The sequence below is a fragment of the Flavobacterium sp. FlaQc-30 genome, from assembly GCF_044005885.1.
Taxonomy (GTDB): Bacteria; Bacteroidota; Bacteroidia; order Flavobacteriales; family Flavobacteriaceae; genus Flavobacterium.
The window spans coordinates 184,424-197,969 of sequence record NZ_JBIPCO010000005.1 but is presented as its reverse complement, the minus strand read 5'-3'; the positions used below and the strand labels follow the sequence as shown (position 1 = coordinate 197,969).

The 13,546-nt window shown below is 33.5% G+C and carries 11 protein-coding genes and 1 tRNA gene; 6 read left to right on the top strand and 6 right to left on the bottom strand.

The features are described from left to right. Nucleotides 1-4: 4 nt before the first annotated feature. Nucleotides 5-1,039, bottom strand: coding sequence for an alcohol dehydrogenase AdhP (gene adhP / locus ACHRV0_RS13080; RefSeq protein WP_089055647.1), 1,035 nt, complete (start codon nt 1,037-1,039; stop codon nt 5-7). Nucleotides 1,040-1,117: 78 nt separating this feature from the next. Beyond that, the gene (locus ACHRV0_RS13075; RefSeq protein WP_395412214.1) at nt 1,118-2,623 is read right to left on the bottom strand and encodes an aldehyde dehydrogenase family protein; all 1,506 of its coding nucleotides are present in this window, start codon (nt 2,621-2,623) and stop codon (nt 1,118-1,120) included. Nucleotides 2,624-2,898: 275 nt separating this feature from the next. On the opposite strand from ACHRV0_RS13075, the gene pheT reads away from it, so the two are divergent. Further along, nucleotides 2,899-5,319 carry a phenylalanine--tRNA ligase subunit beta gene (pheT, locus tag ACHRV0_RS13070; protein ID WP_395441140.1) on the top strand — a complete coding sequence of 807 codons (2,421 nt, stop codon included), beginning with the start codon at nt 2,899-2,901 and terminating at the stop codon, nt 5,317-5,319. Nucleotides 5,320-5,400: 81 nt separating this feature from the next. On the opposite strand, the gene ACHRV0_RS13065 is transcribed toward pheT, so the two are convergent. Then, a complete protein-coding gene (locus tag ACHRV0_RS13065; protein WP_370432043.1) occupies nt 5,401-5,913 on the bottom strand; it encodes an adenine phosphoribosyltransferase in 513 nt (170 codons plus the stop codon). Nucleotides 5,914-6,028: 115 nt separating this feature from the next. Between ACHRV0_RS13065 and ACHRV0_RS13060 the strand changes: the two genes are divergently transcribed. Continuing rightward, nucleotides 6,029-6,102 (top strand) — tRNA-Arg (locus ACHRV0_RS13060). On the opposite strand, the gene ACHRV0_RS13055 is transcribed toward ACHRV0_RS13060, so the two are convergent. Both ACHRV0_RS13055 and ACHRV0_RS13050 read right to left on the bottom strand, forming a co-directional pair. After that, entirely contained in the window at nt 6,068-7,618 is a 1,551-nt protein-coding gene (locus ACHRV0_RS13055) for a recombinase family protein (protein WP_395441139.1), read from the bottom strand. The genes ACHRV0_RS13060 and ACHRV0_RS13055 overlap by 35 nt on opposite strands. Continuing rightward, a complete protein-coding gene (locus tag ACHRV0_RS13050; protein ID WP_395441138.1) occupies nt 7,615-7,785 on the bottom strand; it encodes a hypothetical protein in 171 nt (56 codons plus the stop codon). The genes ACHRV0_RS13055 and ACHRV0_RS13050 overlap by 4 nt, the downstream gene beginning before the upstream one ends. A 419-nt stretch (nt 7,786-8,204) precedes the next feature. Here ACHRV0_RS13050 and ACHRV0_RS13045 point away from each other — a divergent pair, with 419 nt between their 5' ends. From ACHRV0_RS13045 to ACHRV0_RS13030, 4 genes are all read left to right on the top strand, one after another. Beyond that, nucleotides 8,205-8,381: a histone H1 gene (locus ACHRV0_RS13045; protein WP_395441137.1), complete on the top strand. Its 177-nt coding sequence runs from the start codon at nt 8,205-8,207 to the stop codon at nt 8,379-8,381. Nucleotides 8,382-8,638: 257 nt separating this feature from the next. Continuing rightward, entirely contained in the window at nt 8,639-10,003 is a 1,365-nt protein-coding gene (gene dndC, locus ACHRV0_RS13040; protein WP_395441136.1) for a DNA phosphorothioation system sulfurtransferase DndC, read from the top strand. Further along, the gene (gene dndD, locus ACHRV0_RS13035; RefSeq protein WP_395441135.1) at nt 10,000-12,102 is read left to right on the top strand and encodes a DNA sulfur modification protein DndD; all 2,103 of its coding nucleotides are present in this window, start codon (nt 10,000-10,002) and stop codon (nt 12,100-12,102) included. The genes dndC and dndD overlap by 4 nt, the downstream gene beginning before the upstream one ends. Then, nucleotides 12,086-12,481 carry a DndE family protein gene (locus ACHRV0_RS13030; protein ID WP_395441134.1) on the top strand — a complete coding sequence of 132 codons (396 nt, stop codon included), beginning with the start codon at nt 12,086-12,088 and terminating at the stop codon, nt 12,479-12,481. Before dndD ends, ACHRV0_RS13030 begins: the two co-directional genes overlap by 17 nt. Here ACHRV0_RS13030 and ACHRV0_RS13025 read toward each other — a convergent pair. Further along, nucleotides 12,453-13,541, bottom strand: a complete 1,089-nt coding sequence (locus ACHRV0_RS13025) for an HNH endonuclease domain-containing protein (RefSeq protein WP_395441133.1) — start codon at nt 13,539-13,541, stop codon at nt 12,453-12,455. The genes ACHRV0_RS13030 and ACHRV0_RS13025 overlap by 29 nt on opposite strands. Between the last annotated feature and the right edge of the window lie 5 nt (nt 13,542-13,546).

Sequence of the window (13,546 nt, the reverse complement as noted above, 5' to 3'; positions counted from 1 at the left end):
CCAATTAAATATTTGCGATATCAAGAACGACTCGTCCTTCAATCTGACCTTTTTTCATTTTATCAAAAACGGTATTAATGTTTTCCAGTTTTTCGGCAGTTACAGTAGCTTTTACCTTTCCTTCGGTAGCAAACTCTATTGCTTCTTTCATATCCTTACGAGTACCAACGATCGAGCCTCGAATTGTAATTCGGTTTAAAACCGTATCAAAAATAGATAAATCAAAATTACCTGGCGGAAGTCCGTTGAGTGCCATTGTACCTTTTCTCCTTAAGGTTTCAAGACCTTGCTTGAAAGCTATAGGGGAAACTGCAGTTACCAATGCCCCATGCATTCCACCGACTTCCTTTTTTAAATATTCACCAGGATTTTGATTTTTTGCATTAACTACTAAGTCTGCACCCAGTTTTTTTGCTAGATTAAGTTTATCATCGGCAACATCAATTGCTGCAACATGCATTCCCATTGCCTTAGCGTATTGTACAGCAACGTGGCCTAATCCGCCAATTCCAGAAATCGCAACCCATTCTCCAGGTTTTACTTCAGTTTCTTTTAGACCTTTATAAACAGTAACTCCTGCACAAAGTATTGGAGCCATTTCCATAAAATTTACATTTGAAGGTAAAATTCCAACATATCTTGCATCAGCAATTACAAATTCGGCAAAACCGCCGTCTACACTGTAACCGCCATTTTGCTGACTGTCACATAAAGTTTCCCATCCCGTAATACATTGATCACAGCCTCCACAAGCGCTGTAAAGCCAAGGCACTCCTACAGCATCACCTTCCTTAACATTTTTCACATCTTGACCTACTGCTGCTACATAACCTACAGCTTCGTGTCCGGGAATCAGCGGCATTTTTGGTTTTACCGGCCAATCGCCTTCAACGGCATGCAAATCGGTATGACAAACACCACTTGCAATTACTTTTACAAGAATTTCATTTCTTCCCGGTCGTTTTACTTCAACTTCTTCAATTTTTAAAAGAGAACCAAATTCTCTAATAACTGCTGCTTTCATTGTTTTTGGTAACATAACAAAGATTGATTTAATGAGCATAATAAATAGATTAACTTATTATGCTCAGGTTTATATTAATAGGGATAATGTTTTCTAGAAGAAACCTAATTTCTTTTTATCATAAGAAATAAGCATGTTTTTTGTTTGACGGTATTGACTCAGCATCATTTTATGATTCTCACGACCAATTCCTGATTGTTTGTAACCTCCAAATGGTGCTCCTGCTGGATACGAATGATATTGATTAATCCATACACGTCCAGATTGAATCGCTCTTGGAACTTGGTAGATTTCATGTGCATCACGCGTCCATACTCCTGCTCCCAATCCGTACATTGTATCGTTAGCAATTTCAATGGCTTCCTCTGTAGTTTTAAAAGTTGTTACCGCTAACACAGGTCCAAAAATCTCTTCCTGAAAAATTCTCATTTTGTTATGACCTTTAAATAGAGTTGGTTTTATGTAATAACCGCCTTCAAGATCTCCGCCTAAATGATTTGCATCACCTCCTGTTAATAATTCTGCACCTTCTTCTTTACCTAATTTTATATAGGACATAATTTTTTCTTTCTGAACTAATGATGTCTGTGCTCCAATCATAGTGGATTTGTCTAATGGATTTCCAGCGATTATAGCTTCAGTTCTTTCAATTACTTTGGCAATAAACTTGTCATAAATATCTTCATGAACTAATAATCTTGACGGACAAGTACAAATTTCACCTTGGTTTAAAGCGAATAAAACTGCACCTTCAATGGCTTTATCAAAGAAATCATCATCGTGATCTGCTACTGATGGAAAGAAAATATTAGGCGATTTTCCTCCCAATTCTAAAGTAACTGGAATAATATTTTCGGTTGCATATTGCATTACCAAACGACCTGTAGTTGTAGATCCCGTAAATGCGGCTTTTGAAACTTTTTTATTAGTAACCAATGGGCGCCCAAGTTCAGCCCCAAAACCATTTACAATATTTAAAACTCCCGGAGGAAGAATATCTCCAATAAGTTCCATTAACACCATAATAGATATAGGTGTACTTTCGGCAGGTTTTAAAACTATTGTATTTCCTGCTGCAAGAGCTGGAGCTATTTTCCAAACAGCCATTAAAATTGGGAAATTCCACGGAATAATCTGAGCAACAACGCCTAATGGTTCGCTTAAAGCTATTGAAACTGTCTGCGAATCCAATTCGGCAATCGAGCTTTCTTCGGCACGAATTACACCTGCAAAATATCTAAAATGATCTATTGCCAGCGGAATATCGGCAGCAAGAGTTTCACGAATAGGTTTTCCGTTATCTATAGTCTCAACAGTAGCTATATACTCTAGATTATCTTCAATTTTTTGTGCAATTTTATTAAGTAAAATGCTTCGTTCTGTTACCGATGTTTTTCCCCAAGTTTTAAATGCTTCATGGGCTGCGTCTACTGCTTTTTCTAAATCTCCTTTACCTGAGTGAGCCGCTTTGGTAAACACTTTTCCATCTATTGGAGAAACTACGTCAAAATATTCTCCTGAAATAGGAGCTGTAAATTTTCCGTTTATGTAATTGTCGTATTTTGCCTTAAATTCAGGTCTTTGTGTGGTAGTGCTCATAATTAGTAAATTTTTGATTTGTATCAAATTTAGTTTCATAATTAGAAACAGAATAGCATTATTCATTCATCTAATAGCACAAAAATTACACATTCATTTTTTTATCTAATTTTTAATGAATTTTTATTAAAAAATTAATACTAAATATGATTATATATTGATCACTAGCTATTTAGTTTAAAAAAAGTCTTACTCGAAAAAACCAAATAAATTGTTTCTTACTACAATACGCAATTCTTATATTTGTAACCTCATACAAGAATAATAAAGCTAACATGAAAATATCTTACAACTGGTTAAAACAATTCATTAAAACAGATTGGACATCTGCAGAAACTTCAGAATTACTGACAGATTTAGGTCTTGAGGTTGAAGTTGTCGAAAAATACCAATCTATTAAAGGCGGTTTAGAAGGGGTTGTTGTAGGACACGTACTTACTTGCGAAAAACACCCTGATGCCGACAGATTAAAAGTTACAACTGTAAATATTGGTTTAGAAACACCTATACAAATTGTTTGCGGTGCTGCAAATGTTGCTGCAGGACAAAAAGTTCCGGTTGCAACTATTGGAACTGTTTTATACGATAAAGACGGCGGTGATTTTACTATTAAAAAAGGTAAGATTCGCGGACAGGAAAGTCACGGAATGATTTGTGCCGAAGATGAGTTAGGTCTTGGTACTGGTCATGACGGTATTATGGTTTTAGACGACAAATTAGTTCCGGGAACTCCAGCTGCTGAAGTTTTTCAAATTACAAATGATGAAGTTTTTGAAATTGGATTGACACCAAACCGTGCTGATGCGATGAGTCATTTTGGTACTGCGCGTGATTTAAGAGCGGGAATGCTGCAGCGTGGTGTAAATATAGAATTGATTACACCTTCTGTAAGTAATTTTAGAGTAGACATGCGTACGCTTAAAATAGATGTTAATGTTGAAGAACCTCTTTTGGCTCCTAGATATTGCGGTGTAACCATTTCTGGAATTACGGTGCAAGAATCTCCAAGCTGGCTGCAAGATCGTTTGAAAGCGATTGGTTTAACTCCAAAAAACAATATTGTTGACGTTACTAATTATGTATTACATGAATTAGGACAACCTCTGCATGCTTTTGATGCCGCAAAAATTAACGGAAAAGTTATTGTAAAAACACTTCCTGAGGGAACAAAATTTACAACTTTAGACGATGTTGAAAGAACATTGCATAAAGAGGATTTGATGATTTGCGACGAAAAAGGACCGCTTTGTATCGCAGGAGTTTTTGGAGGTAAAAAATCGGGTGTATCTGAAGGTACAACAACTATATTCCTAGAAAGTGCTTATTTTGATGCTGTAAGTGTTCGTAAAACGGCAAAAAGACATCAATTGAATACAGATGCTTCTTTTAGATTTGAAAGAGGTATTGACCCAACTATTACTGAATATGCTCTGAAACGTGCTGCGCTTTTAATTCAAGAAGTGGCGGGCGGAAAAATAACTTCGGATGTTATAGAAGTTTATCCTAAAAAAGTAGAAGATTTTGCTGTTTTGTTGAATTTCAGCCATGTTTCTAAAATTATTGGACAGGAAATTCCAAAAGATACTATCAAAAAGATATTAGTTTCTTTAGATATTAAAGTAAATAGTGTTTCTGATTCTGGTTTAGGACTTACAATTCCTGCTTACCGTGTTGATGTACAGCGTGAAATTGATGTAATCGAAGAAATTCTAAGAGTTTACGGTTACAACAATATTAATTTCTCTAAGAAATTTAATGCGACGGTTGCAAATTCACCAAGAACCGAAGATTATAAAGTACAAAATACAATTGCTTCACAATTGAATTCACAAGGTTTCCATGAAATGATGGCAAACTCTTTAACAACAGCTTCATATGCAAAATTATCGACTGTTTTAAAAGAAGAGCACAATGTATTAATGTTAAACCCATTGAGCAGTGATTTAGCGGCATTACGCCAATCTTTGTTGTTTTCTGGGCTTGAAGCTGTTTCATACAATATTAACAGACGTAATTCTGATTTAAAATTATTTGAATTCGGAAAAACATACCATAAATTTTTAAGCGGTTACGAAGAGCACAAACATTTAACTTTATTAATCTCTGGAAACAGAAACAAAGAATCTTGGACAAACCCACAAAAAGGAACTGACTTTTTCTTATTGAAAGGATATGTAAAAGGTATTTTGGCTCGTTTAGGAATTGAAAAAATCTCTAATGCACCAGTACAATCAGATGTGTTTTCTGAAGGAACTGCGATTACTTACAATAATGATGTATTAGTAGAAGCCGGAGTAATTAAGAAATCTATTTTAAAGCATTTTGGAATAAAACAAGATGTATATTATGCGGATTTTAACTGGAATTTAATTTTAAAAATTATTACAGGTAAAATCAAATACACTGAGATCCCTAAATACCCTGAAGTACGTAGAGATTTAGCCTTATTGATTGATAAAAATACAACGTACGAAAGTATTTTTAACTTGGCTAAGCAAACGGAAAAAACTCTTTTAAAAGACATTAATTTATTTGATGTATACGAAGGTGCAAAACTTCCAGAAGGCAAAAAATCGTATGCTTTGAGTTTTACAATTCAAGACAATACTAAAACGCTTACTGATGCTCAGATTGATAAAATCATGTCTAAGTTGCAACAGACTTTTGAAACTGAGCTTGGAGCAAGTTTAAGATAAAAAAAAGTATTAGAAATAATAAATCCCAATTCTGAATTAACTTTAGAATTGGGATTTTTTTTATTCAATACCTTTTAGCACTTAATAAGTAATCGCAGAAAAGATTGGATAGTCTTTAATTTTTTCACGACCGTTTAGAAAAGACAACTCCATTAAAAAATTGCATTGTACAATTTCACCGCCAAGTTTCTCTACAAGTTCACAAACTGCTTTTGCGGTTCCACCAGTTGCTAAAACATCATCGTGAATCAAAATACGTTCTCCCTTCTTTATAGCGTCTGTATGCATCTCTAAGTTATCAGAACCATATTCGAGTTCATACGAAGCAGAAATCGTCTCATATGGCAGTTTATTTGGCTTTCTAACCGGAATAAAGCCAGCGTTTAATTCCTGCGCTAATAACATCCCGAAGAAAAACCCGCGGCTCTCTGCTCCTACTACTTTGTCAATTTTTTGATCTTTTAATGATTTTACTAAAATTTCAAGGCATTCTTTTCGTGCAATTGGGTCATTTAGCAGTGGAGTGATATCTTTAAATAAAATTCCTTTTTTTGGAAAGTCTTGAATATCACGTATATAATTTTTAATCTGCATTTTTTTTTATTTTTATGTTATTTTTCTCTTGTATATCTCACATTTATGTCTATCTTTGCACCCGCAATAAGCAATCAACAAAGCTACAAAAAATTAGCTAATTGATAATAAAAAAGGCCTCGTGGCGCAACTGAATAGCGCATCTGATTACGGCTCAGAAGGTTACTGGTTTGAATCCAGTCGAGGTCACTACTCGGGACAAAAGAAAAATATCATCTTTTGTCCCGTTTTTTTTTGCCCGTAATCTATTGTTTACCAAATAGATGCAGTTGACCATTTCATTGATTCGGGCGGTGCGGATTTTCTTTTCTTCAAATGTGAAATTTTCAGGAAAAATTAAACCAATCATCTCCCTAGAATCAGCTAAAGTCCCATTTTCAAAGGTCTCGCCGAGTTTAATAAGGTTTTCCAGTCCTGAGTTCGTTAACTGCTCTATATTGGCCCTGTCATCCTCTACATTTCCCATCTCTTTTTCCAGCTTACTGATTACAGCATTGTATTCCGCTTTCATAAGATTATAATCCTCAGGATCTATTTTCTCTGTAACCAGCAAATTTCTAGCAACTGATAATTTCTTTTCGTAAATCGCAATCTGCTCAAGGGACTTCTTCTTTTCATTGGCGACCACACCTGTATGCTCTCTGTAAGCTTCAAGCAGAACTGCCGTGTATAATTTCTTTACTTCTGCCAAAGGTTTTAATTTATTTAAATGTTCTTTGAATATTTTATTGACTACCTCTGAATTTATTCTCCATCTGCAATCTTTATCGCAATGATAATAGTAATAATATTTACTCCTTCCTTTGCATTTGCTTCCTGTCAGTTTCTGACCGCACTTTGGACAAAGAAAAAAGCCCCGCAAGGGAAAATTCTCAATAGTCTTAATTTTCGGTCTGTATGTACGAGCTTTGCTGTCAAGGACATCCTGCACCCTGTAAAACAATCCCTCGCTGATAATCGGCTCATGCTGTCCGTTGACCCATTTTTCTTCTTCATCCTTGTATTTGGGAACAACTATTTTTCCGCAGTAAAGCGGATTTCTAAGAATCACCCATAAATTGCTCTTAGATAAGACAAGCCCTTTATCTTTCGCCATCTGGTAAATGGACTCGGTGCTAAAAACATTTCTTGCAACCTGTTCGAATATCCAAATAAGTTTTGCCGCTTTCTCCGGTACAATGGCAATATATTTCTTTCCATCCTCAGTAACCTTATTTGCATATCCATAAGGTGCCATCCCCATATGCCTCCCCTCCTTCTTCCCGCGCCTAAGACCTTGAAAAGTATTTAATGCCCTGCGGTCATTTTCAACCTCTGGCGCAGCCAGATAAAATGCAAGCATCATTTTATTTTCGGGAACACTTAGATCAAGGGGCTGCTCTATAGCCTGCGGCTCTACACCCAATTTTCTTAAAACATTGATCATTTGGTAAGCATCACCCGCATTACGGCTAAACCTGTCCCACTTCATAAAAAGCACCATGTTGATTTTATTCTTGTATTTTTTCAAATCAGCAAGAAATTTTTTCCATTGAGGCCTGTTGAAGGTCTTTGCCGAATGATCTTCATAAATTACATTGCGTATCTGTATCTGGTTAATGCTACAATATTTTCTCAGCATTTCCTCCTGACTGCGCTGTGAGAAGCCTTTCTCTGCCTGCTCATCCGTACTCACTCTGATATATAGATCAGCTATCTTACTCATTTTGTTTTGTTTAAATATTTCAACACGGCGATATTAGCGATTATTCTCAAAAAATACAAAATTTCTTCAGCTTGCTCAATAGTTATATCTAACCCTTCCGATTTAAGCATTTGAAAGGCTTTTTCAGGTGTCAACTTTGAATTGGTATACTCAACATCTCTCTCCATAATTACAATATTAACTTCATAAAAAAGTAATTTAAATCCATAAATTTCGAAAAGACGGACAACATGTCAACTTGTCACTACATGGAAGTGTTTTTCCTAATTTGCAGTTTAATAAATAGCACTATAATCGGAAAATTTCAAAAATTTATTAGAAAAAGTTTATTAGGGGCGAAATAATAATATTTTTGGATTTTCATAAACTTTTAGTTGATTTAACAACTACCCAATTAATAGGTAAAATCCTAATAGATGGCAGTAACATAGCTTCAAACATAAATTTAATATTAATATATAAGCATTCACATCAAAAGCCTTGATACACTTTTATATGAAAAGCAAATTCGAATAAATACTATAAATTATTTGCTACTCGAAGTTAAACTTTTATTTTTGCAGACTTAATATCAAAAAAATGAAATATGAAAGATTTAATAGCAAAAATCTATGCCGAAATAGAAACATTCACGACAGAATCTGATTCATTAGCTGAAAAAGGAGTTAAAGCTGCTGGAGCAAGAGCGAGAAAATCTTCTCTTGAAATCGAAAAACTTTTGAAGGAATTCAGAAAAGTTTCTATTGAAGAGTCTAAAAAATAATATCTCTTACTTTCAATGAAGGCCTTTTAGAAATCTGAAAGGCTTTTTTTTATGCAGAAAAGATGCCTTTTTCCAAAATTCCATTGTTTGAAGTTTTCAACAGGCAGAATTCTAGGAAGTTATAAAAACGAGTAATCCATTGGGCTTTCACGTTTAAATAAAAAACAAACAACTAGATAAAATTGTTTATATTAAGCCTAAATTTGCAGAAATTCTATTTTAAAATTTTTCTAATTTTAAAGGATAATAAAATACATATGACTCCAATAAGAAGTAAAAGAATTGAAGCCGTGATCGATGAAATTATCGATCAGTATGCTTATGCCGATCAATCAGACAGACCTTGGATCATTGGTTTCAGCGGTGGAAAAGACTCTACCGTTTTGCTGACTCTTGTCTGGATCGCTTTATTGAGAATCCGAGAAAATCTTCCTTTTCCTTTTCAGCTGAAAAGGCCAGTATATGTGGTATGCAATGACACTATGGTGGAAAATCCGATTATAGCAAGCTATGTAGATGATGTATTAGCGAAGATTACCGAAGAAGCGAGAAACCAAAATCTTCCTATTTTTGTTAAAAAGACAGTTCCTAAGTTAGAAGAAACCTTCTGGATCAATGTGGTTGGAAAGGGATATCCTGTGCCGAACAATGCTTTTCGATGGTGTACTGACAAACTCAAAATAAGACCAACCTCAAGTTTTCTTTTAGAGCAGATCGACGAGAAGGGTGAAGCCATAGTATTGCTGGGTACGCGTTATGAAGAAAGTGCTGCTCGTGAACGCTCAATGAAAAAACATGAGGTGACAGGAAATAGATTATCCAAACATAATAGCACCCCAAATACTTATGTCTATCCTCCTATCAGAGATCTGATGTTGGAAGAAGTTTGGTACATCATAAATGCTGTCAAATCTCCATGGGGATTTGATAATTCAATCCTATTTAAAATTTATGCCGATGCTAGTGCTGATGATTACGAGTGCCCTACTGTAGTAGTTAACAGGGAACATACTTCATGCGGTCAGAGCAGATTTGGCTGTTGGACATGTACGGTAGTCAAAAGCGATAAGTCAATGACCGCCTTGGTAGACAATGGGCAAAATTGGATGCAGCCATTATTAGATTTCAGAAACAGACTAGTTGAAGGTAGAAATATTTCAGAAAATCGTTCTGATACTAGGCGAAATGGACAGGAAGCCGTTCGTGAAGACGGAACTTTTAACGGAAACTATACTTGGGAATATAGATACCAGATATTAAAAGATTTATTAATCGTTCAAAAAGAAATCCAGAAAGATAGGCCACATATAACACTGATAAATAATCAGGAACTTATTGCCATACAGGTAACCTGGAACCGTGATGGATATTTTGATCACACTGTTGGTGATCTGTACAAAGAAATTTATAACAAAGAAATTAGCACTAATAATATTAAATCGCTTGACGATACCGAGCGCAGAATACTTCGTGATGTATGCCAAGAAGATCCAGAATATTATCATCTGATTGATAACTTGATAGCTCTGCAGGAAACTAAAACCTTAATGATTAGCAAATATGGTCTTCATAATGATGTTGAAAACAGAATTGAAAGCTTTGTAAATGACAATGGATTATGAAAATAAACAAAATAAAATTCCAAAACTTTCGAATTTATAAAGGCGATAATGAAATATTGTTTGCCCCTGATTCTTCTAAAAACATAAGCATTGTTGCTGGAAAAAATGGGTTTGGAAAAACTACATTTTTGACTTCCCTAATCTGGGTCTTTTATGGAAAAATGATGAGCGAAGTAGAAGATAAATACAAAAAGGACATTAAGAATGCGGGAGGTTATGAAAAATTTATCAAATCTCTTTTAAACAGAGAAGTTAGAAGCGATTATGAAAATAATGGCAAAATCAATCCCGTATTCTCAGTAGAAATTGAATTAACGGACATCTTGATACCTTCCATCCCCTGCCGATCAGTTGTAATAAAAAGATCATACAATCTAAAATCTGATTCAGAAGATTTAAGAATATTTATCGATGGCTTAGAAAATGAGTTGACAAAGGAAGTCGGTTACGAAGTTTTTATCAATGATTTTATTCTGCCCCGCGAAATTGCGAAATTTTTCTTTTTCGATGCTGAAAAAATTGTTTCCCTAGCAGAGGCCAAATCAAAGTCTGAACTAAAAAATTTAAGCAAGGCGTATTCTGAAGTATTAGGAATAAAAAAATATGAAGATTTAAAGAAAAATCTTGAAACTTTATTGACTAAACTGCGCAGACAAGGAGCCTCTCCTCTTCAGCAGACCAAGCTTTTTGAACTTACCGAAACAGAATCTGAATTGCTGGAATTAATTGAGTTCAATCAGGAAAAACAGGCCAATATTGATCGCGAAATAGCTAATCACAAAACAAATAACGATAGCATCCAGGAAAAACTGATACGTGAAGGAAATGGAATTACTCTTGAAGAGCTTCAAAAAATGAAATCGGAAAGAGAAATCTTAAAAGTAGAATCTGCAGAGATAAAAAACAAACTGAAAAAACTGATGGACATTGCTCCGTTGGTAATCGCAGGAAAAAAATTGGTGCAACTGAGAGAGCAATTGGTTTCTGAGCAGAATTCGAAAAACAGCTCGATGGATCAAGAAGCCTTAACGGAAGAATTAAATTCCTTCTCAACTATTTTATTGAAAAAGCTAGAAAATTTAAATTTAGATTCTAAAGAAAAAATTAAGATAGAAGAAACGCTTAAGGAAACCATTTTAGAAAGAGGAGCTTTAAAACTATCTAAAAATAATTCTGAAAAAATACTTTTAGATTATACTACTGAGCAGTTTAGAAATTTTGAAGCGGTATTCGATAACATTAAAAGCACTTTTTCAAGCCAATTCACCTCTATTGTAAAACAGGAGAAAAATAATAGAATTTACCTTTTCAAAGTTTACCATCAAATTAAGCAGGCAGAAGCTAGGAAAGACAATCCTTTGGCAAAAAAATTGCGTGAAGAGAAAAAAGAAGCAGAAAATAAAATAACTGTTTTGAATATCAACAAAGGAAAACTTCTTGAAGAATTGGATAATTTAAATAACAGGTTAAGTTCAACCAAAAAGGTGCTTTCAGAATATGAAAAGAACTTTAAACTTGTAGAAACTGACCAAAAGAAATTTGAAGTAACAGAAAAGCTTCTGGTAAAGATCAATGAGATAATTCAAAAGATTAAAGAAGACAAAAAATATTCATTGCAGAAATCAATTATTTTGGGGCTCAAAAAAATTATGCACAAAAATGACTTTATTCACAATGTTAGAGTAAACGTTGTTGATGATGTCATGGATATTGATTTGTTGGATAAAAACGACGAAATAATAGACAAAGATTCTTTGTCGAAAGGTGAACAGCAGCTATACGCAACAGCTTTATTAAAAGCTTTGGTCGATGAATCTGGAATTAGATTCCCTGTATTTATAGACAGTCCATTGCAGAAATTCGACAAATACCATTCAAAAAATATAATCAAAGAGTTTTACCCTGCTATTTCGGAGCAGGTTGTGTTATTCCCATTATTAGAAAAAGAGCTGTCTGAATTTGAATTTAACTATTTGAAACCGAATGTTAATAAAGTTTTTGTTATCGAGAATGACAACAGTGGCTCTAGCTTCAAACCGTTTGCCGTGGATCAATTATTTAGTCATTTAAAACAAGAGCAGGATGTTTACGCAAATTAAAACTAGTAGAGACAATAAAGATATTGTGGTTTACTTAACACGAAAGTTGGGTTTAGGCACAGAGAACGTTATTGCCAGAATTGCATATACTTATTCATTATCACAAAATATAAAACTAGATCTTAATGACATTAAAGATTCCGGTGGAAAAGAATATTCAAAATCAGTGCTTTTTGGAGAGTATTATGATATTTATCTTGGATTAATTTGTGTTCATTATGGTTTGTATAAAACTGACAAAGATATTGGACGATACATTAAAATGCATGTGGACGATGGCTTGCGACTTCTATATGAAGAAGTAAATAAGCGTTCAAATATTGATGGATTTGACTATTTAACAGAAAAAATCACTCTTGGATTAAGTATGACCATTTAGTATAATATCCTAAATTGGCAGCTAATTCAGTTTCAATAGTAATTTTTTCAGAAAGTAATTCTATAAATTTATATCTCGTGATATTTAATAATTCATTTTTACTCACTGAAAATAATATGATATAATCTTCCAAGTATTTCGAATCGATAGAGGCAATGTAATGAATAAACCAATATTGAAGATTTGCAAAATTAATTAGATATTTTATGTGAGCAACTTTATTACTCTTCAAGCTATTTACATTTTGTTCTATTGGGTGTAAATTCCACAGCTTATCATGTGTCACTAAGGACCACGGTAAATAATGATCAATTGATAATTTATTTAATTCTATTAAAGGCTTATTTTCAAAAACTGAATTAAACTTACCTCCCTCAGATTTAATAAAATTTTTCCATAATTTAGTCGCCTCTGTTAATTTTCTAACTTTAGGTCTAAATAATTTTAAAGATATATTTGTTATATAAGAGTTATTTTTTTCAATATATTTAAACAATTCATATAAGGTAAAAGCCTCTAATAATTTTAAGTTTGAATATATCCATTCATACCAATGCAAATTAAAAAAAATCTCTTTTGTTTCTCGTTTTATCTCGTACGGAATTTGCTTGTCTGAATTATTCTGAAACAAACCAATCTGATTGTTTACTTTTGCATCTTCATAACCAATAATTTCATTAAACCAAGGTCTAATAAATCTATAAGGCACATATCTAACTAATTTATTAATTATTCCCTTAATTAAATAATGCTCTTTGTTTAACGTAAGAAATAATAATAGTTCTTCTTCTTTAATATCATCATTTAAACTATCAAAATGGCTTTTAATTTCTTTAATATATGAAGCTAATTGATCTTGTTTACCTAAAGATATTTTATAAAAATTTACAGGATACCATGCAAGCACAATCATCTGTAGTACTATTTCATCGAACATGAAAACTTGCTTTTCTTTTCCTTTAATTAATTGCAAAATGGAGAACCACCAATAATATTTATAACTATTTGTAGTACTTTGAAAAGCTTTTATTATTTCATTTTCATAAGAAACACTATTCATTATAT

Bases quoted from the DNA above. Each gene is read 5' to 3' on its own strand.
- adhP (WP_089055647.1), bottom strand. From the start codon at position 1,039: ATGTTACCAAAAACAATGAAAGCAGCAGTTATTAGAGAATTTGGTTCT.
- ACHRV0_RS13075 (WP_395412214.1), bottom strand. From the start codon at position 2,623: ATGAGCACTACCACACAAAGACCTGAATTTAAGGCAAAATACGACAAT.
- pheT (WP_395441140.1), top strand. From the start codon at position 2,899: ATGAAAATATCTTACAACTGGTTAAAACAATTCATTAAAACAGATTGG.
- ACHRV0_RS13065 (WP_370432043.1), bottom strand. From the start codon at position 5,913: ATGCAGATTAAAAATTATATACGTGATATTCAAGACTTTCCAAAAAAA.
- ACHRV0_RS13055 (WP_395441139.1), bottom strand. From the start codon at position 7,618: ATGAGTAAGATAGCTGATCTATATATCAGAGTGAGTACGGATGAGCAG.
- ACHRV0_RS13050 (WP_395441138.1), bottom strand. From the start codon at position 7,785: ATGGAGAGAGATGTTGAGTATACCAATTCAAAGTTGACACCTGAAAAA.
- ACHRV0_RS13045 (WP_395441137.1), top strand. From the start codon at position 8,205: ATGAAAGATTTAATAGCAAAAATCTATGCCGAAATAGAAACATTCACG.
- dndC (WP_395441136.1), top strand. From the start codon at position 8,639: ATGACTCCAATAAGAAGTAAAAGAATTGAAGCCGTGATCGATGAAATT.
- dndD (WP_395441135.1), top strand. From the start codon at position 10,000: ATGAAAATAAACAAAATAAAATTCCAAAACTTTCGAATTTATAAAGGC.
- ACHRV0_RS13030 (WP_395441134.1), top strand. From the start codon at position 12,086: ATGTTTACGCAAATTAAAACTAGTAGAGACAATAAAGATATTGTGGTT.
- ACHRV0_RS13025 (WP_395441133.1), bottom strand. From the start codon at position 13,541: ATGAATAGTGTTTCTTATGAAAATGAAATAATAAAAGCTTTTCAAAGT.